20 protein-coding genes and 1 riboswitch are annotated in these 20,286 nt (G+C 29.8%); of the genes, 17 read left to right on the plus strand and 3 right to left on the minus strand.

All coding sequences use genetic code 11. The features are described from left to right. Window positions 1-5: 5 nt before the first annotated feature. The 8 genes from mreC (at window position 6) to IC174_RS03635 (ending at window position 7,967) form a co-directional block, all read left to right on the plus strand. A complete protein-coding gene (gene mreC, locus IC174_RS03600; protein ID WP_227434075.1) occupies window positions 6-899 on the plus strand; it encodes a rod shape-determining protein MreC in 894 nt (297 codons plus the stop codon). Between the two features lie 15 nt (window positions 900-914). Next, a complete protein-coding gene (gene mreD / locus IC174_RS03605) occupies window positions 915-1,403 on the plus strand; it encodes a rod shape-determining protein MreD (RefSeq protein ID WP_227434076.1) in 489 nt (162 codons plus the stop codon). Window positions 1,404-1,414: 11 nt separating this feature from the next. Then, window positions 1,415-4,393 (plus strand): penicillin-binding transpeptidase domain-containing protein, encoded by a 2,979-nt coding sequence (locus IC174_RS03610; RefSeq protein WP_227482184.1) that lies wholly within the window; start codon window positions 1,415-1,417, stop codon window positions 4,391-4,393. A 98-nt stretch (window positions 4,394-4,491) separates the two neighbouring features. Further along, window positions 4,492-5,175, plus strand: coding sequence for a septum site-determining protein MinC (gene minC / locus IC174_RS03615; RefSeq protein ID WP_227434078.1), 684 nt, complete (start codon window positions 4,492-4,494; stop codon window positions 5,173-5,175). Window positions 5,176-5,198: 23 nt separating this feature from the next. Continuing rightward, window positions 5,199-5,996, plus strand: coding sequence for a septum site-determining protein MinD (minD, locus tag IC174_RS03620; protein ID WP_227434079.1), 798 nt, complete (start codon window positions 5,199-5,201; stop codon window positions 5,994-5,996). Window positions 5,997-6,013: 17 nt separating this feature from the next. Beyond that, the gene (minE, locus tag IC174_RS03625) at window positions 6,014-6,298 is read left to right on the plus strand and encodes a cell division topological specificity factor MinE (protein ID WP_054273171.1); all 285 of its coding nucleotides are present in this window, start codon (window positions 6,014-6,016) and stop codon (window positions 6,296-6,298) included. An 84-nt stretch (window positions 6,299-6,382) separates the two neighbouring features. Next, complete coding sequence (gene rodA, locus IC174_RS03630) at window positions 6,383-7,513, plus strand: rod shape-determining protein RodA (RefSeq protein WP_227434080.1); 1,131 nt, start codon at window positions 6,383-6,385, stop codon at window positions 7,511-7,513. A 40-nt stretch (window positions 7,514-7,553) separates the two neighbouring features. Beyond that, complete coding sequence (locus tag IC174_RS03635) at window positions 7,554-7,967, plus strand: methylglyoxal synthase (RefSeq protein WP_227482185.1); 414 nt, start codon at window positions 7,554-7,556, stop codon at window positions 7,965-7,967. A gap of 145 nt (window positions 7,968-8,112) precedes the next feature. Here IC174_RS03635 and IC174_RS03640 read toward each other — a convergent pair whose 3' ends face one another. Continuing rightward, the gene (locus tag IC174_RS03640; protein WP_227434082.1) at window positions 8,113-9,306 is read right to left on the minus strand and encodes an FprA family A-type flavoprotein; all 1,194 of its coding nucleotides are present in this window, start codon (window positions 9,304-9,306) and stop codon (window positions 8,113-8,115) included. A 307-nt stretch (window positions 9,307-9,613) separates the two neighbouring features. Here IC174_RS03640 and IC174_RS03645 point away from each other — a divergent pair, with 307 nt between their 5' ends. The 9 genes from IC174_RS03645 (at window position 9,614) to IC174_RS03685 (ending at window position 17,939) form a co-directional block, all read left to right on the plus strand. Then, window positions 9,614-11,458, plus strand: coding sequence for a TIGR03960 family B12-binding radical SAM protein (locus tag IC174_RS03645; RefSeq protein ID WP_227482186.1), 1,845 nt, complete (start codon window positions 9,614-9,616; stop codon window positions 11,456-11,458). A 1-nt stretch (window position 11,459) separates the two neighbouring features. Then, window positions 11,460-12,158 (plus strand): TIGR03936 family radical SAM-associated protein, encoded by a 699-nt coding sequence (locus IC174_RS03650; protein ID WP_227482187.1) that lies wholly within the window; start codon window positions 11,460-11,462, stop codon window positions 12,156-12,158. Window positions 12,159-12,177: 19 nt separating this feature from the next. Next, window positions 12,178-13,599, plus strand: a complete 1,422-nt coding sequence (locus tag IC174_RS03655) for an Rne/Rng family ribonuclease (RefSeq protein WP_227482188.1) — start codon at window positions 12,178-12,180, stop codon at window positions 13,597-13,599. A gap of 100 nt (window positions 13,600-13,699) precedes the next feature. Next, window positions 13,700-14,011 carry a 50S ribosomal protein L21 gene (rplU, locus tag IC174_RS03660; RefSeq protein ID WP_003419082.1) on the plus strand — a complete coding sequence of 104 codons (312 nt, stop codon included), beginning with the start codon at window positions 13,700-13,702 and terminating at the stop codon, window positions 14,009-14,011. 14 nt (window positions 14,012-14,025) lie between these two features. Continuing rightward, on the plus strand, window positions 14,026-14,343 hold the full coding sequence (locus IC174_RS03665) for a ribosomal-processing cysteine protease Prp (RefSeq protein ID WP_227434086.1): 318 nt from the start codon (window positions 14,026-14,028) through the stop codon (window positions 14,341-14,343). A gap of 13 nt (window positions 14,344-14,356) precedes the next feature. Beyond that, complete coding sequence (rpmA, locus tag IC174_RS03670; RefSeq protein ID WP_003419086.1) at window positions 14,357-14,647, plus strand: 50S ribosomal protein L27; 291 nt, start codon at window positions 14,357-14,359, stop codon at window positions 14,645-14,647. A gap of 110 nt (window positions 14,648-14,757) precedes the next feature. Further along, on the plus strand, window positions 14,758-16,035 hold the full coding sequence (gene obgE, locus IC174_RS03675) for a GTPase ObgE (RefSeq protein WP_227434087.1): 1,278 nt from the start codon (window positions 14,758-14,760) through the stop codon (window positions 16,033-16,035). A 29-nt stretch (window positions 16,036-16,064) separates the two neighbouring features. Continuing rightward, window positions 16,065-16,433, plus strand: coding sequence for a YhbY family RNA-binding protein (locus tag IC174_RS03680; RefSeq protein WP_227434088.1), 369 nt, complete (start codon window positions 16,065-16,067; stop codon window positions 16,431-16,433). Between the two features lie 93 nt (window positions 16,434-16,526). Further along, a riboswitch (SAM riboswitch) is annotated at window positions 16,527-16,633 on the plus strand. Window positions 16,634-16,736: 103 nt separating this feature from the next. Then, window positions 16,737-17,939, plus strand: coding sequence for a homoserine dehydrogenase (locus IC174_RS03685; protein ID WP_227434089.1), 1,203 nt, complete (start codon window positions 16,737-16,739; stop codon window positions 17,937-17,939). A 131-nt stretch (window positions 17,940-18,070) separates the two neighbouring features. Here IC174_RS03685 and IC174_RS03690 read toward each other — a convergent pair whose 3' ends face one another. Beyond that, window positions 18,071-18,637: a tyrosine-type recombinase/integrase gene (locus tag IC174_RS03690; RefSeq protein WP_227434090.1), complete on the minus strand. Its 567-nt coding sequence runs from the start codon at window positions 18,635-18,637 to the stop codon at window positions 18,071-18,073. 268 nt (window positions 18,638-18,905) lie between these two features. Beyond that, on the minus strand, window positions 18,906-20,165 hold the full coding sequence (locus tag IC174_RS03695; protein WP_227434091.1) for a sporulation integral membrane protein YlbJ: 1,260 nt from the start codon (window positions 20,163-20,165) through the stop codon (window positions 18,906-18,908). Between the last annotated feature and the right edge of the window lie 121 nt (window positions 20,166-20,286).

The raw sequence follows: 20,286 nt of genomic DNA on the forward strand, positions 1-20,286 counted from the left end.
TGGTGATGGCCTTGAGATTTGACAAGAATAAAAATGAGAAAAAAAGGATTAATGTTAAAGTGATAGCAACGGGCGTAGTTGCTATCACTTTAATTGGAATTGTGGGTATATCAATTGGTAAGTTTTCAAGTGGAAGCCCAGTAAACTTAGGTGTAGCATCAGATGCTATTACAAGTGTAGGAAAAGGAATAAATGATGGATTTTCATTTATAAAAAATGGTTTTAAAGATATCTTAAATTATAGAGATAACTCTGAAAAGGTAAAAAAATTAGAATCAGAAAATGAAAAGCTTAAAAAAGATGTTATAGCTTTAAATACCAAATTAGACAAGACAGAATCATTAGAAGAATTAAAGAAGACACTTAGCTTTGTAGAAGAAAAATATAAAGCAACAAGTATTTCTACAAGTGTTGTAGGTAAAAATGATGGAAACTGGTATGAGAGTTTTATAATAGGTGCGGGAAAAAATTCAGGTGTAAAAAAAGAAAGTATAGTTATGAATGGCAGTGGTCTAGTTGGTATAGTTTATGAAGTTTCCAACGATTATAGTAAGGCAATTTCACTATTAGATTCTAAATCATCTGTAAGTTTTAAATTAGCAAAAAATGCTAGTGCTAAAGGAGCAATTACTCAAAATACTACTTTAGACAATAAGGATAGTTATAATAGTAAAGGTTATTTACAAGGTTATATGTTTGACTCATCATATAATGTAATTCAAGGAGATATAATAACAACATCTGGTCTTGGATTTTTCCCAGAAGGCATACCAATTGGTGAGGTTGAAAAGGTAATTGATGATAAAGATAAATCACTAAAATATGTAGTTGTAAAACCTTATGTTGATTTTAAGAATATAGATGACGTTGTAGTCATAGAACCAAGAAATATAGGATAAAGGGGATAAAAAACAATGAAAAAAGTTTTACTTTGTCTATTGGGTATTGTGGTTATGACTATAGAAAATAGTATAACAAATTATATAAATATTTTTGGAATAAGCTTTAACTTAGTTCTTATATATGTAACTATAATTTCTCTTTATTTGGATGAATTAGAAGGTGGGATTATAGCAGCCATAATAGGGCTTATTAAGGACATAACCATTGGTGGAATTCTTGGTGTAAATGCATTAGTTTTGTTTGTTATTGCATATGCGATTGGACACATGAGGGATCAACTATATAAAGGTAGCTATATTATTACTTTCGTTTTGGTTTTAATAGGAAGTTTAATTGATTCAATTGTCAATATAGGTACATCTAGTATAATCTATCAAAGCTATAGCATATCAACACTTTTAGTAAAGGGTCTACTAGTAGCACCAATAGTGAATAGTTTAATTGGTTTAATAATATATCGCTTGTCTAAAAGAGCAGTTTTAAAACTTAAAGAAGATTAGTTGGTGATTTCATGGAAGAAAATAAACAAGTTGATAGATTTAAAATAATGAAAATAGTCATAAGCGTGATATTTTTAGCTATTTTAGTAAAAATAGTCTACATGACTACATTTAAATATGAATACTACAATGAGTTAGCTGAAAATAAAACATATAAAAAATTGGCAATAGAGGCTCCAAGAGGAGAAATAAAAGATAGATATGGAAGATTGCTAGCAGGAAATAAAAATTTATTTACTGTTCAAGTTTCAGGTAACGATATTAATAAAAAAGATGCTAATAAGCGTTCAAGAGCAAATGAAATATCATTGAAGCTTATAAATTTACTTGAGAAAAATGGTGAAGAATATGTAGATGAATTTCCTATATATGTAGAAAATGGAAAGTACTATTATACATATGACAGAGAGATTAGAGAATATAAATCAGAAAATGGAATACCAAGTGATTATAATGCTAAAGAGAGTTTTTATTACTTGGTAGATAAACTTATATCAGCAGGAATCTTGTCTCAAGAAGATAAAAGGTTAGATGCAACAAAATTACAAGCAAAACTAAATGAAAATGGATACTATCCTCCTATTTTAGTTAGTAAATGGATGTTTACAGCAGAGAGAGATAAGAGAGATTGGTTGGCCAGTTATAAAATAAAAGAGACTAATTTAAGTGCTGAAAAAGCGTTTGAAAAAGTAAGAAATAGCGATGCATTTAAGATTGATAAAAGTTTAAGTAATGAAGATGCAAGAAAAATAATGGTTGTAAGAGATTTAATAAAATCAAAAGGATATTCTCAATATAATCCAGTAACAATTGCAAAAGATGTAGGAGAAACTACCATTGCACAGATTGAGGAAAGTGCTATGGACCTTGTTGGTGTTTCAGTAGCAGTTGAACCAGTGAGATATTATCCTAATGGAACTTTAGCTTCACATATGTTAGGATATGTAGGAAAAATGCCATCAACTCAAATAGAATCATATCTACAAAAAGGATATAAAACAGGAGATATGGTAGGTCTTGCAGGAGTAGAAAAAAGTAATGAAAGCAAGCTAAGAGGAACTGATGGTTATAAAATGGTTAAAGTTGATGCATTGGGTAGAATCAGTAAAGAAATTGAATCAAAAAAACCTAAATCAGGAGATACTGTATACCTTACATTAGATAAAGATTTACAAGAAGTTTCAGATAATGCATTAAAACAGATAATAGAAGTTGCTTCAAAAGGAGGTACTTTTAAAAGTAAGTTTGGGGATAAGCCAATTAGTGCATATGCAGGAAAGGCACAATCAGCAGCTCTTATAGCTATTGATGTTAAAAATGGAGAGGTTTTAGCTTCATCAAGTTATCCTGACTATGACCCAAATAAATTTGCAAAGGGTATTTCTACAGAAGACTATAAAGCACTACAACCAAAGAATCCAAATGACTTACTAGCAGGAAGTCCACTATTAAACTTAGTTACACAAGGGGAATTCCAGCCAGGTTCTTCATTTAAGATGGTAACCTCAATGGCAGCTTTAGAAAATGGTCTAAATCCAAATTTCACTATAAATGACCCTGGAGTTATTATGCTAGGGAAAAAATCATTTGGGGACTATGTGTGGAATCATGGTAGAGGAAATCATGGTATGACAAATTTATATAAAGCTATACAAGAGTCTTGTAACATATATATGGCAACTATTGGTACAGGTAAGACATGGCCAGATGGAAAAAGTATTGGTATAGATATGAATGCAAATAAGATACTTGAGTATGCAAAACTATTTGGATTAGATGAAAATACTGGGCTTGAAGACGAAGTAGAAGAAAGAGCAGGTAAGGTGCCTAGCACAGAGGATAAATTAAAATCAACACAAGCATTGTTAAAATCAGCTTTAGATAGAGAAATGGCCAATGACTTTGTTGATATAACTAGAGATAAAAATCCTAAAGAATACGAAAAAAGAATTGATGAAATTGTAAGTTGGGCAGCTGAAAAGAAAACTCCTGGTAGAGTAGAAACGATGAATAGATTGAAAAAATTGGATGTTAAAGAAAATAGAGTGGAAGATGTAGCGGATATGGCGGTATTTAGTTACTTTAACTTTGCAAAATGGAGTACTGCTGATACATTCAACTTAGCTATAGGGCAAGGTGAAAATGCCTATACACCAGCTCAAATATCAAGATACGTAGCTGCTATAGCAAATGAAGGTAATTTAGTAGAATTATCTGTAGTTGATAGAGCTGTTTCAAGTGACTATTCATCAGTAAAAATTAATGACCAAAAGAAAGTGGAAAAAATACCTTTCAAAAATCCAGACAATCTAAAGGAACTAACAAAAGGTATGAAATTGGTTGCTAGACAAGGTACAGCAAAAAGTGCTTTTGCTGATTTCCCAATAGATGTAGCAGCAAAGACTGGTACAGCTGAGAAAAGTGGTAAAATACCTACAGATAATGAATATGAATATTTAAAGAGTCATATGTCATCTTATAATGTTAATCTAAATGATGCAATTAAAATGGCTGATAAGATGAAGGCAGAAAAAGAAAAAGAACTTTCATTAGCTAAAGAAAAAGAAATAAAGAAAAAACTAGAAAATAAAGATTTAAAAGACGAAGAAAGAAAGAAATTAGAAGAAGAATTAGAAGATGGAGTAAAAGTTAAATTAGAGGATACTGATAAAGTGAATTCTTCATATTTAAGAAAAGCTATAAAAGAATTAAATCCAAAAATAACAGATGACCAAATAGATAAGTTTAAAGCAGATTATGGTTCTTTTACATGGACTGTTGCATTTGCACCAGCAGATGACCCAGAAATAGCTGTTGTATGTGTAATTCCTCAAGGTGATTCAAGTGTATTCTCACTTTTACCAACTAGAGAAGTTATTGGAACATATATGGGATTAGAGCCAACTAATGGCAAAAAAGACAACAAGACGGATGATGTTAATAATTCTTCTGACGAAAATATAAATTTCGAGTCACAAATCAATAGATAAGTTAAATCCATTTATAAACTTTAGCTTTATGTAGAAAAAATAAAAGGGTTTAAAGCGCATTTGAAGAATATAAATGATATATCACTCTGGAGGTTGTTATGTCTTTAAGAGAAATTTGTAGTCAAGAACTAGTAGAGTTCAAGGGTAATAAAAGAGGGATAATAGTAAATATAAAAAGAGAAGCTCCATTTGAAGAAATACAAGAAAATATAATAAACAAATTGGAAGCGTATGTTGGTTTTTTTAATGGTGCTAAAATTAGTAAAATTAACAGTGATTATTTAACTGACATGGAGATTCTAGAATTAAAAGAAGGAATTACTTCTAGATTTGATGTGGAATTTGTTGAAGATCAAAAAATTGAAGAAAATAATAATTTTCAAACAAAATATGTCAATACCCTAAGATCTGGCGAAAATATTGAATTTGAAGGTGATGTAGTCATATTAAATGATATGAGACCTGGTTCAAAGGTCATTTCAAAATCAAATACAGTTGTTATGGGAGATATAAATGCTGGCGCTAAGGTTGTAGCAGGAGGAAATGTTTTTGTAATGGGGAAAATAGAAGGTTTTGTGCATGCAGGTTCAGAGGGCAATGAGTTTGCCTATGTTGTTGCTGGAAATCTTAATCCAAAAATATTGCAAATAGCAGATAATATTGCAGAAGCTCCAGATGATGAAGAAAATTATGAAATTGAATCAGAAATTAGCCCAGAAATAGCCTTTGTGAGTAATGGAAGAATTGTAATCGAAAGCTATTTGTCAAAGTTGGACAAATAGAAAGAAAAATAGGGGGTAGTATTATGAGCGAAGTTATAGTTATAACATCCGGTAAAGGTGGAGTTGGAAAAACTACTACCGCAGCAAACTTAGGAACTGCGCTAAGCCTAGAAAATAAAAAAACTGTAGTTGTAGATGCAGATATTGGACTTAGAAATTTAGATGTAGTAATGGGTCTTGAAAATCGAATAGTTTATGACATAGTAGACGTTGTTGAAGGAACTTGTAGGCTTAAGCAAGCTCTAATAAAAGACAAAAGATTTGATAATCTATATTTATTACCAGCAGCACAAACTAGGGATAAAAACGCTGTATCAGTTGAGCAAATGGTTGACCTATGTGAAAAATTAAAAGAATCTTTCGAGTATGTAATAATAGACTGCCCAGCAGGTATTGAACAAGGATTTAAAAATGCAATAGCAGGTGCAGATAGAGCTATTGTGGTTACAAATCCAGAGATATCAGCAGTAAGAGATGCAGATAGAATAATAGGTCTATTAGAAGCAAATGAAATAAAAGAAATAAGATTAGTTATAAATAGAATTAGAAATGATATGGTTAAGCGTGGAGACATGATGGACAAACAAGATATAATAGAGATACTAGCAATAGATTTATTAGGTCTTGTTCCTGATGATGAAAGTATAATTATATCAACAAATAAAGGTGAACCAGCAATACTTGATTCAAAATCTCTTGCTGGTCAAGCATACAAAAATATCGCAAAAAGGATACTAAATGAAGAAGTTCCTCTACTTGAACTTGAAGTTGAAGATGGATTCTTTGGTAGACTAAAAAAAATGTTTAGCATGGCTAAGTAGCAAAGGAGGATACATCTGTGTTAGATTTATTTAGAGTTTTTTCTAACGAAGCTAAAACTAGTAAATCTGTTGCTAAAGAGAGGTTAAAACTAGTTTTAGTTCATGATAGAGTAGATTGTTCACCACAACTTTTAGAGATGATAAAAACAGATATTTTAAAAGTAATAGCCAACTATGCAGAAATAGAAGAAGATGGCCTTGAAATCAAAATGTCTAAATGCAGAGGTGAACATGATGACAAACCTGTATCTGCATTAGTTGCTAATATACCATTAAAGAATATTAAAGATAGATGTATGTAATTAGTGCTTAAAAGGGGGATATCCTTATTGGTATATGCCCCTTTTATTTAATTATATGTTTAAAGATAGAAAGACGGTGATTCTTTGAAAAAAATCAATATTAATTATAAGTCGACAATTAAGTTGATAAAACAGTTAGACTGGAAACTTATAGTTACAGTATTAGCTATCTTTATTTTTGGGCTTGTTATACTTAGTAGTGCAACACATGCTAATTCTACAGGTTCATATAATCAATTAGTTAAGCAAGGACTAGCTTTTGTGCTTGGAATAGGAATGATTATAGTAATACTATTTTTTGATTATAATCTTCTAGGAAGGTACTATAAGGCTCTTTATATAATAAGCCTTGTTTTATTAGCTGTAGTTTTATTACCTGGAATTGGTACTGAAAAAGGCGGTGCGAGGTCTTGGATTAACTTAGGTCCACTTGATTTGCAGACTTCTGAAATAGTAAAATTAACATTTATACTTAGTTATGCAAAGATACTTGAGACAAAGAAGGATAAATTAAATACATTAAAAGAGGTTATACCTGTTGTAGTTTATTCTCTCCCATTCATTGGATTACTACTTGCTCAACCAGACTTAGGAACAGGAATTGTATTTTGTTGTATGGTATTTGCAATGCTGTTTACAGCAGGTCTTAGTTCTAAGCTAATAAAAAGAGGAATAATAATACTCTTGGTATCAATGCCATTGATGTATTTAATGATGGCAGACCATCAAAAAGTAAGAATAGAAGCCTTCCTAAATCCAGAAGATGTAACCTTAAAAGGAAACTATCAGGTTATGCAATCTTTGATAGCAATAGGCTCTGGTGGTATGACTGGAAAAGGTCTGTATAATGGAAGTCAAAACCAAGAAGATTTCTTACCAGTACAAGATAGTGACTTTATATTTGCTGTTGTGGGTGAAGAACTTGGTGTAATAGGAATGACAGTGCTTATAATCTTATTTGCAATATTTTTATTACGGATTTTAGCAATTGCAAGAGATGCTAAGGATTTTTATGGGACCCTCATTGTAGTTGGTGTTATGGGTATGTTTGCTTACCAGATAATTCAAAATATTGCTATGACTGTTGCGTTAATTCCAGTAACAGGAGTAACATTACCTTTTGTAAGTTATGGAGGAAGTTCACTATTAACATCTTTAGCCAATCTAGGATTAGTACTAAATGTGTGTATGAGAAGAAAGAAAATAAATTTCTAAGTGTAAGAGTTCTAAACATAAATTGAGGAGATTGAGTATAATGAATATAGCATTAGTATCACATGACCAAATGAAAAATACCATAGTAGGATTTTGTATAGGTTATGAATCAATTTTAAAAAAATATGGACTATATGCAACTGGAACTACAGGAAAAAGAATAATGGATGAAACTGAATTAAAGATTACTAGATTGGCATCTGGACCTTTAGGTGGAGACCAGCAAATAGGTTCTTTAATCGTAACACAAGAAATAGATTTAGTTATCTTTTTAAGAGACCCACTTACATCTCAACCTCATGAGACAGATATACAAGCTTTGATAAGACTTTGTGATGTGTACCATGTTCCAATAGCTACAAATCTAGCTTCTGCAGAAATATTTATAAAAGCTCTTGATAGGGGAGAACTATCATGGAGAGAAGTTAGGAAGAGCAAAAGTCAACGTGTTTAATAAAAGTAAATAATATATAAAATTAAGAGGTAGCTAAAATAGCTACCTCATTTTAATTTGTTCTATAAGATAAAAACTCTAATGTGAGTTTTTTTATATAATTTAAATGATGGAATATAGATATATGTCATTTAAATAAAAATAACTATTTAACTAATTTTGCAAATTCTGCACCAAACTCCATACATTCTTTTAATGTTTCCTCACTAGGGAAGAATTTTTTCTTAAGAGATTCTACAGGCATTTTGAATGTCATAGCTTTAAGTAAAGTTTCAGCCATAGTTATACCTTCACCACTCCAACCAAATGAACCAAATACTCCTGCTATCTTACCTTGGTTAGCCATTGGGTCTATAACAGAGAATAAATCCCACATAGGTTTAACCATTGTTTTATTTATAGTTGGAGAACCTAATAGTATTACTTTTGATACTACTAATGTATCATGCATTTCTGTTAATGTCATATTTTCTAAATCATATAATTCAGCTTTTGCACCTTCTTTATCAAGTCCCTCTTTTATCTTTTTAGCCATTTCTAAAGTATTGCTATAAGCTGATAAGTAGAATATAGAAACTTGATTTTGATTAGTTGTATTAATAGCTTCTGTAGACCACTCAACATATCTCTTTACAGCAGCCATTGGGTCTTTAGTAAGCATTGGACCATGAGAAGTTAATATAGTATCAAATTCTAAGTTTAGCCCTACAACCTTGTCTACAGCACTCAACACGTGCTTAGCAAATGGCTTAACTATGCAATCATAGTAATGTTTAGCTGATTTTAGATAATCTTCACTGTTTACTACTTCTGAATCAACACTTGCAAAATGACAACCAAATGCGTCACAAGTTAAAAGAGTCTTGTCCTCTTCAATGTAAGTAAACATTGTATCAACCCAATGTAAGAATGGAGCAGTTATAAATTTAAGATTTCTCTTACCGATATTTAAAACTTCACCATCTTTTATTACATGACAATTAAAAGGTCTATTTATTTGACCATCTAAGTATAATTTAGCAGCTTTAGTACAATAAACTTCTATATTAGGATTTAAATCTAATAAGTATTTTAAACTACCAGCATGGTCTGGCTCTGTGTGATGGACTACAACATAGTCAATTTTAGCTATATCAGTAACTTCTGATAAATTACTTAAAAATTCATCCTTAAAATTTGCTTTTACTGTATCAAATAAAACCGTTTTTTCGTCCTTTATTAAGTAAGAATTATAAGTTGTCCCAAACTCTGTTTCCATTATTATGTCGAATACTTTTAAACCTTCATCTACTACGCCAGTAAAGTAGATATCTTTTTTTACTTCGAAAACTTTACTCATTTTTAACCCTCCTAAAAATTATCATTATATAAATAACATACCCCATTTTGAGGTCAGTGAAACAAAAGATGTCATTATAAGTCATCAAAAACATAGTTTTATGTTTATAATATATCATATTTGGTAAAAAATCTGTATTTTAATAAAAATTTAATAGAAAATATTTTTAGATATACTATTTTGTGAATAATATAGATTTTAAATTCAATATTTTAGTTATATTTTTGATAGAAAATATTTTATCGTGTATAATATTACTTATAAATAAGAATAAAAATAAAGAACTTGTTTGGAGGAATTTTAATAAATGAATAAAGTAGACTTGAAAAAAATCTTAAAAAAAGTAGAAAAGCCTGCTAGATATCTTGGGAATGAAATAAATTCAATTCATAAAGATACTAGCAATAGTGAATTGATAAGATATGCACATTGTTTTCCAGACCTGTATGAAGTTGGGATGAGTCACTTAGGAAGTCATATATTATACGATGTAATAAACAAAGATGAAGATGTATTTTGTGAGAGAGTATATTCTCCTGCTGTTGACATGGAAAATATAATGAGAGAAAAAAATATACCATTATTTGCATTAGAGTCAAGAGAGCCTATAACAAACTTTGATTTTGTTACTTTTACACTTCAATATGAACTTTCATACACTAATATCTTAAATATATTAGATTTAGCCAATATACCAATATTAAAAGAAGAAAGAAAATTGGAAGACCCATTTATAATGGTTGGAGGTCCTTGTGCTTATAATTCGGAACCTTTAGCAGATTTTGTAGATATAGTAATATTAGGTGAAGGTGAAGAAGTTAACTTAGAAGTAGTAAATGAGTATAAAGAGTGGAAGAAAAATAAAACAACTAGAGGTGATTTTTTATACAGAATATCAAGTATAGAAGGAGTATACATACCAAGTTTTTATGATGTTAAATACAATGAAGATGGTACAGTTCAAAGTGTAACTCCTAATAGAGAAGGGGTTACTAAGAGTCCTACTAAGAGGATAATAAAAAATGTTGAAACTGTAGATTATCCAGAAAAATTAATAGTACCTTATATAGATACTGTTCATGATAGAATAGTGTTAGAATTGTTTAGAGGCTGTACAAGAGGATGCAGATTTTGTCAAGCTGGTATGATATACAGACCAATAAGAGAAAAGAGTGTTGAAAGACTTAAAGAGATACTTGACAAATTAGTTAAGAATACTGGATATGATGAAATATCATTATCATCACTTAGTACAAGTGACTATAGTAAGTTGTCTGAGCTTACTGATTATTTAGTAGATGAATATGCATCTAATAATATAGGAATTTCACTTCCATCGCTTAGACTAGACAATTTCTCAATGGAGATTGCTGATAAAATACAACAAGTAAGAAAATCTGGACTTACTTTTGCCCCAGAGGCAGGAACTCAGAGACTTAGAGACGTTATAAATAAAGGTGTTACAGAAGAAGACTTAGAAAATGCAACAGAAAGAGCTTTCGAAATGGGATGGAATAGTGTTAAACTATACTTTATGATTGGTTTACCAACTGAAACTTATGATGATTTGGATGGAATAGCCAAATTAGCTTATAAAGTTATTGATATTTACAGAAAAGTAAATGGAGGTAAGCTAAAAAGAAGTTTTAGTGTTACAGTAAGTACATCTACATTTGTACCAAAACCATTTACACCGTTCCAATGGCATGGTCAAGATACAACAGAGGAAGTAGTTGATAAGCAAAGACATTTAGTCAATAAATTGAGAAATAACAATATAAAATATAACTATCATGATTCAAAGACTAGCTTGATGGAAGCTGTAGTAGCTAGAGGAGATAGAAAGATAGGAAAAGTTATATATGATGCATTTAAATTAGGTGCAAAATTTGATGGCTGGGCAGAACACTTCAGTTTAGATATATGGAAGGAAGCTATGGAAAAAAACAATCTTTCTATAGACTTCTATGCACATAGAAATAGAGGATATGAAGAGGTATTCCCTTGGGACCATATAGATGTAGGTGTAAGTAAAAAATTCTTGATTAGAGAAGATGAAAATGCTAAAAAAGAAAAAATCACTTCTGATTGCAGACATAATTGTAATGGTTGTGGAATAAATATACATGATATAGGAAGGGGGCTTTGTTAATATGAGTAAAATAATTAGAGTCAAATTTAAAAAAGAAGGTGATATGATATATATATCACATCTTGACCTTCAAAGATTATTACAAAGAGCATTTAGGAGAGCTGAAATAAATTTATCACATTCTCAAGGGTTTAACCCTCATCCTAAGATGAGTTATGGTAATGCTTTAGCATTAGGGACAGAAAGCCAAGGCGAGTATGTGGATATTGAGATAGAAGATGATTTATTGGTAGATGAGTTTTTAGATAAAGTGTCAGTTCAGCTTCCAGAGGGGATAGAATTTATTAAAGCAAAGGAAATTGATAGACAGACACCTTCTCTTTCTTCCGTAATAGATTATGGAGAGTATCTGTTTAATATAGATTTAAAAAGGTCTTTGACTAAAGAGTTTGTAAAAAGAAAAGTAATTGACTTTATGAATAATAAAGAGATAATCATAACAAAAAAGAATAAAAAAGGAAAATTGGTTGAAGTTGATATAAGACCCATGATAAGAACTTTTGATGTTTTAAATTTAGAAGATGAGCATATTACTCTTACTGCTACTATAGCTACAGGTTCAAAAACTAATTTAAATACTAATATACTTATTCCTAAAATGTTAGAGATGTTTGAACTGGATATTGACCCATTAGAAGTTGATATATTGAGAAGAGATTTATATGTATTAGAAGATGGGGAATTAGTGACTCCTATGTAAGTTCGTGAGAGGTGAAGTTGTGAAGAAGATAGTTATTGAGTCCTTAATAGGGTCTCAGAAAACAGCAGTGCTTGAAGATGGAAAGTTAGTAGAACTTTTTGTTGAAGATAACTTAAATAAAAAAACTGTATCCAATATATATCGTGGAATTGTAAAAAAAGTTATACCAGGAATAGAAGCATGTTTTGTAGATATTGGATTTAAGAAACTTGCTTATTTACAGTTAAAAAAAGAAAGTACCATAAAATCTGGGCAAGAGATTTTGGTTCAAGTAAATAAAGAAGAAATTGGTACTAAGGGTGCAAAATTAAATACTGAAATTAGTATATCTGGAAGGTATATTGTCTATATACCTTCCAACGACAGAACTACTATATCAAATAAGATTACTGATGAAAGAGAAAGATTTAGATTAAAAAAAATCACAAAAGCAGTGAATAAAGAAAACTTGGGATTAATAATAAGAACTGAAGCTCAAGGCTGTACTCATGATGAAATAAAAAAAGATATAGAAGAGTTAAAATTAAAGTATGATAATATTTTAAAAGAATATAAACTTGGTATGGGACCAAAGCTATTATATAAGTCCTTAGATTTTGCAACTAAATATGTAAAAGATAATGTAAATGATGAGATTGAGTCTATAATTATCAATAATTATGATAAATATCATGAATTAAAACCTATTTTGAAGCTTATAAATAATGATTATATTGATAAATTATACCTTGAAGAAAATAAAGATGTATTTGATTTATATAGAATAGAATCTCAAATAGAAAAATTATTAAATGAAAAAGTATGGTTAAAGAGTGGTGGTTATTTAATAATAGAAAAAACAGAAGCTCTTACTGTTATAGATGTAAATACAGGTAAGTTTGTTGGAACTGGTAAACTTGATGAGACTGTTTATAAAACAAATATTGAAGCTGCAAAGGAAATTGTGAGACAGCTTAGAATTAGAGATATAGCTGGAATAATAATAATTGATTTTATTGATATGTATAAAAAGAAATATCAAAATGAGGTATTACACATACTAGAGGAAGAGTTTAGTAAAGATAAGAGAAAAGCTGAAGTGTTAGGAATGACAAAACTTGGCTTAGTAGAAGTTGCAAGACGAAGAGAAAAAGAGTCTATTGATAAGTATTATTTAATGGCTTGCCCATGCTGTGATGGAACGAAAACTATAAAATCTATACATCATATAGTGGATAGTGTCGAAAAAGAAATTATGAGAATAAGTGAGCATACAGTTTATAAAAACGTAATAATAGAATTCAATGATTTTGTTTTTAAACAAATAAAAGAAGATTATATGGATATAATTGATAAAATTGGTGAAAAATATAATATGAAAATTTCTTTAAACGCAAACTGCGCATTAAAACACAACAAAACAAATGTTATTTTTGATAAAATAGTTGACAATAAAATGTAAATATTTTATAATTAATAATTGTAATGCCGCACAGTAAAGGTCTAAATCTTCTAATGAAGTACCTTGTACTGGCGAGTTTGAGACCGAGGAGGTGTATTTAATGTACGCTATAGTAAAGACTGGTGGAAAGCAATATAAAGTTTCTGAAGGTGATGTATTATTCGTTGAAAAGTTAGAAGCTAACGCAGGTGATGTTGTTACTTTAAACGAAGTATTAGCTTGCTCTAAAGATGGAGAATTAAAATTAGGTTCTCCAGTAGTAGAAGGAGCATCTGTTCAAGCAAAAGTTGTTGAACAAGGTAAAGCTAAGAAAGTTATAGTTTTCAAGTATAAAGCAAAAAAAGATTACAGAAGAAAACAAGGACATCGTCAATCATATACTAAGATAGTTGTAGAGAAAATCAACGCTTAATTATTGGACTAGTTATGATAAAGGTTAAATATTATTATAATGATGATTTCTTGTTGCAAGGTTTTTGTTTAAAGGGACATGCTGATTTTGCTGAAATAGGCTATGATATAGTTTGTTCTGCAGTTACGTCTAATGCTATTGCAGTTATAAACTCTTTAGACAAGTTACAAAAGATTGAATTTGAAAAGGTAGTAGGAGAAGAAGGGCATATAGAATGTATAGTTAAAGATGCATATCTAAAAGATGCACAGTTATTACTAAATCACTTTCAATTAGCGGTTGAAGAAATTAAACGGGAATACCCAAAAAATATAAAAATTTTAAAAAAGTAGGGGGTGACTCCATATGTTAAACATGAATTTACAATTATTAGCATCTAAAAAAGGGGTAGGTTCTTCTAAAAATGGTAGAGATTCTATATCTAAAAGATTAGGTGTTAAGAGATTCGATGGGCAATTAGTAACTGCTGGAAGTATAATAGTTAGACAAAGAGGAACTAAAATACATCCAGGAACTAATGTTGGAAAAGGTAGCGATGATACTTTATTTGCATTAGTTGATGGTACTGTTAAATTCGAAAGAAAAGACAAGAAGAGAAAAAAAGTTAGTATATATCCAGTAGCAATAGCTGAGTAATATACATAAAAGGAGTGTTGATGCACTCCTTTTTCTTATAATACTGATGAATTTATAATAGTATTTTTGGTAAAGCTAATTAAAAGTTTTTAATTAAGTAGGTGAAGAATTTGTTTATAGATAAAGCGAGAATATTTGTAAAAGCTGGAAATGGTGGAAATGGTTCGGTAGCATTTAGAAAAGAAAAATATGTTCCAGCTGGTGGGCCAGATGGTGGAGATGGTGGTCGTGGAGCGAGCATCATATTTGAAGTTGATTTAGGTCTTAGAACATTAATGGACTTTAAATACCAGAAAAAATATCAAGCTCAACACGGTGGCGACGGTAGCAAAGGTAAAAGGGCTGGTAAAAATGGAGAAAGCTTAATATTAAAAGTACCAGCAGGTACAGTAATAAGAGATGAAGCTACAGGTCTTGTACTAGCAGATTTAAAGAAAGAAGGAGATACAGCAGTAGTTGCAAAAGGTGGTATAGGTGGTAAAGGTAATCAACACTTTGCAAATGCAGTAAGACAAGCTCCAGCTTTTGCAAAGTCTGGTACAGATGGAGAAGAAAGATGGATAACTCTTGAACTTAAAATGATAGCAGATGTAGGTCTTTTAGGATTTCCAAATGTAGGTAAGTCAACATTTTTATCAGTTGTAACCAAAGCTAAGCCCAAAATTGCAAACTATCATTTTACAACATTGACACCAAATTTAGGTGTTGTTCAAACTAAGTTTGGAGATAGTTTTGTACTTGCTGATATACCTGGAATTATAGAGGGTGCTTCTGAAGGTATAGGATTAGGTCATGAATTCTTAAGACATGTTGAGAGAACTAAGGTATTGATACATATTGTAGATATATCTGGACTGGAAGGTAGAGACCCAATTGAGGATTTTGACAAAATAAATGATGAACTTAAATTATATAATGAGAAGCTTTCAACAAGACCTCAGGTTGTAGTTGCAAATAAATTTGATATATTGGAAGATGAAAGCCAATTTGAAAAATTTAAGGATGAATTAGAAGGTAGAGGATATACAGTATTTAAGATGTCTGCAGCAACTCGTCAAGGAATAGATGATGTAATTGCCTACGTTTCTAAAATGTTAAAAGAAGTAGAAGATGTGGAATTAGTTTCAGAAGAAGAAATGTATAGACCAGAACTTGATATTGGAACAGAAGAAGGATTGAACATAGATGTTGAAGATGGTGTATATGTAGTTACAGGTAAGGCACTTAGAAGAATAATGTATTCTGTAAATTTTGATGATATGGAATCACTTCAATATTTCCAAAAAGCTATGGAAAGTCAAGGTGTATTTGATAGGCTTAGAGAGATGGGAATTGAAGATGGGGATGTAGTTAGAATTTACGAATTGGAATTTGAATTTTACAATTAATTTTGATATAGAATTATAGAGGTGATAATATGTTAAAAGGAAAGCAAAGAGCATATTTAAGATCTTTAGCAAATACTTTAAAGCCTACTACACAAATTGGTAAGGAAGGCGTTACAGAAAGCTTTTTAGAGCAATTAGAGGATATGCTAAGAGTTAGAGAACTAGTAAAGGTTACTATACTAGAAAATGCAGGTCTTGATGCTAAAGAAACTGCTAATGCAGTATGTGAAGCTTTAAGAGCAGAGTTTGTTCAAGCTATTGGTTTTAAGTTTACTATTTACAAGAGAAATATTGATGAGCCCAAGATACTTTTTCCAGGTCATGAACAGGCAAAAGCTAAGGTAAAAAATAACAATGTTACAAAAAAAGGTAAACCAACTAAAAGAGCAGTTAGATAATTAATTAGATTATTTTAGAAGAAATAAGTTAAAAAATATAGTGACAATTGGGAAAAATTGTATTATACTATTAACAATAAATTTAAATTAGCAATCTTATCAAGAGAGGCAGAGGGACTGGCCCTATGAAGCCCGGCAACCAGTATATTTTAATATACATTGGTGCTAAATCCTGCAGCAATTACGCTGAAAGATGAGTATAAACCCGTCATATGGCTTGAGTTTATACTCAAGCTTTTTTAATTGGCATATTTATATATATAAATAAATTAATATAATCAAAAGTGATGGGGGTATGTAACAGTGAAGATAGGAATACTAGGGTATGGAACAGTAGGAAGTGGATTAATAGATTTAATAGAGAATAATACTTTAAAAAGAGAAATAGAAATAGCTGGAATTTTAGTTAAAAATAAAGAGAAGCATAAATCAAAGAGATATTTTGATAAGGTAACAACAGATATAGAAGATATATTTAACAAAGATGTTGATATATTAGTTGAAGTAATTGGAGGACTAAATCCAGCTCTTGATTATGTAACAAGAGCTCTAAATAAAAAAATACATGTAGTAACAGCAAATAAAGATTTATTAGCTGAAAGAGGTAGTGACCTTATAGAGCTGGCTAACTTAAATGATGTTAGCATTAAATTTGAAGCATCAGTAGCAGGTGGTATTCCAGTTTTAAAGCCATTAATAGAATCATTAGAAGGTAATAATATAAAAAGTATAAATGCTATTTTAAATGGAACATGCAACTTTATATTATCAAAGATGTATGATGAAAATTTACCATATGATGTAGCTTTAAAACAAGCACAAGAACTAGGATTTGCAGAAGTTAATCCAGATGCAGATGTATTAGGATATGATAGTGCTAGAAAACTATCTATATTATCTACTTTATCTTATGGGAAAATAGTGTATTGGAAAGATTTGTTATTAGAAGGAATAACTTCAATAGATGAAAAGGATATAGAATATGCTAAGAAATTAAATTGTAAGATAAAATTAGTTGCTAGAAGTAAATATGAATTGGGAGAAGTAAGTGGATTTGTTAGACCTGCATTGGTGGATAATGATAATATGCTGTCTAAAATAGATAATGAGTTTAATGTAGTAATTATAGTGGGAGATTCTGTAGGAGAACTTTCTTTTGTAGGTAAGGGTGCTGGAAGAGGTGCAACAGGAAGTGCTGTTTATGCTGATATCATAGATATAATAGATAATAGGAGTTCAAATATAAAGTCTTTTTCAAAAGGTAAATTGGATTTGAGTGGGCTTATAGAAGATGAATGTAGTGCAGTAGTTAGATTTAGTGAATATAATAAAGATGGAATTTTAAAATGTTTAGATAAATATGTAGATAGCTATAATATTATAGATGAAGAAGAATTTGCTATTTTTATAAATGCAAAATCAGAACATGAAATTGATAGGTTCTTAGAAGATGTAAAGAGAAATGAATATAGTAAGTCAGTTAAAAAACTATTAAAAGTAGATTAAAATATCTATGTAATGACTGTAAAAATTTAAAGGTGAAGAAAAACAAAAAGTTTATTTTGTTTTTCTTCACCTTTTTAACAGCTGGTGACTTAATAAGATAATAGAAAAATAGATAGATTATAACATTTTACTTATTCAATAAAAAAATTTTCACTCGCCTCGTTAATAGCTTGCTGAGTTACCCTTATATATCGCTGTGTAGTGGCTACAGAGCTATGGTTTAAGAGTTCCTTAACTAATTCTAAGTTATTGTTACTCTTTTCAAATTGAGTAGTAGCATAGAGCTTTCTAAAGCTATGTGTGCTTATGTTATACAAATTTAAGTATTTACAAATTATTCTCAATTGTTTCTGGATAGCTTTTGTCTTTATATTTACTAAGTAGTCATCTGATTTAAGATTATACTTTCTTGCATGTTCATTTATAGATTCAATTATATTTTTGTTAACAGGTCTATACTGTAGTTTACCTGTCTTTTTTTCATTTATTTCCAACATATTACCTTTAAAATTACCTATTTTTAATCTTAAAATATCTGATATTCTTAGACCTAAATTAGCTTCTAACATTAGTGCTAATGCAACCTTAGGATTCTTTCTAAATCTTTTTTCAACGCCATTTTCACTATAAATAAAGCCCGTATGTAGTAGTTCCATTATCTTTTTATATTCGTCTATTTCTATAGGTCTTGTTGCCATTTTCAACCACTCCTCTTAGTTTGATTTGATAAGTTTAGGTCGGTATTTATTATATAATATAAATGAAATATTATATATTGGAAAAATATACCAATTACTTTATATAAGTGTGCTATATGTGATTAAGGAGAATTTTTGAAAAATATTGTTATAAAAAATTATCAAAATTGTGATGAAATAACTATGCTGATAAAGTAATTAAAAAGGTTATTAAGATTATGACAAATATAATTAGAAAATGGAAGCATTTAGTTAATTTTTATACATTTTATTTTTTTCGAAATAAGTTTTTTATAAAAAAAGTATTTTTATATCTAATTAATTTTCCACTTGTAGATAAATTTCTCATGTGTTTTTTAGCAACAAATAAAGCTGAAATTAAGTAGATTATTATTACAATTTGAAGAATAGTGTCATAATAGCTAAGATAATAGAACCAAATTAAGTTATTATATATAACATTATATGTATCAGCAAAGCTAGAAACTAATACAGTAGAGTTTGCAATAGGATAAAGTATAAAAATAAATAAACCTGCTAAAAGTCCATGTGCAAACTTACTTAATATGTATAATTTTAAGTCTATATCTGTTTTTGATAAAAATGTACAACATTGAGCTAGTATGGACAATCCGCTAAATCCTATCAGAAAACTAGCCAAAGATGCTCTTAGGATTTCTGGGGCACTTGTTATACTAGATACCTTATTACAACCAATTGTGATTTCAAATAGACCGCTTACAAATGCTTGACAGAGTTCTTTATTGACACCTAAAAGTGAAAGTGGTAAATATATAACTGATGCTATTAAAGAGATTACATTAAATAGTGATAGTATTTTAAATACTACCGAAAAAACAATTACAAATCCACCAACTGTAAGTAATGTATTTACTCCATTAAAGACAGCATTTCCAAATAGAACAAAAAAACCATTACCACTAGAACTTCTAATATTAATTATGTTTTTTATGTTTGTTTTTAAATCTAATTTTGTCTTTGGAAGATTTTCATTTCCATAATTTCTGAAAAAAAGACCAACTAATATAGTTCCCAAGTAATGGCATAAAATCATCAAGTAACCTAAATTTGAATTTTGAAACATACCTGTACCAACTGAGCCTATTATAAATAAAGGTCCTGATGTAGAACAAAAAGATACCAGTCTTTGGGCTTCATGTTTAGAAATCTGTTTATTGCTTCTAAATTCAGAAGCTAGACTTGCTCCCACTGGATAACCAGATACTGCTGATATTGCAAAAGCTAAAGCACTTTTTCCTGATACATTAAACACAAGTCTAGTTATGGGATTAATAATAAACCCTATAATATCTACTATTTTTAAATCGACAATTAGGTTTGCACCAATTATAAAAGGGAGTAGCGATGGGACTAGAACATTAGACCATATGGAAAAACCCTCTCTTGCAGATTTTATAGCTTCATTTGGGTATAAGATAATGCCTAAAACTAGAACCCCAACTATGATAGCTGGAGCGAAAAAACCAATAATTTTATTTTTTTTCATAATATCACCTGTAAATTTGAGTTATAAGATATTATATTAAAAGTAACAAAAATATATGAATGTAATGGCTTAAGATATATAATAGATATATATTATAACAACGACTACTACATGGGAGGAA

The organism is Clostridioides sp. ES-S-0001-03, assembly GCF_020676075.1.
Taxonomy (GTDB): Bacteria; Bacillota; Clostridia; order Peptostreptococcales; family Peptostreptococcaceae; genus Clostridioides.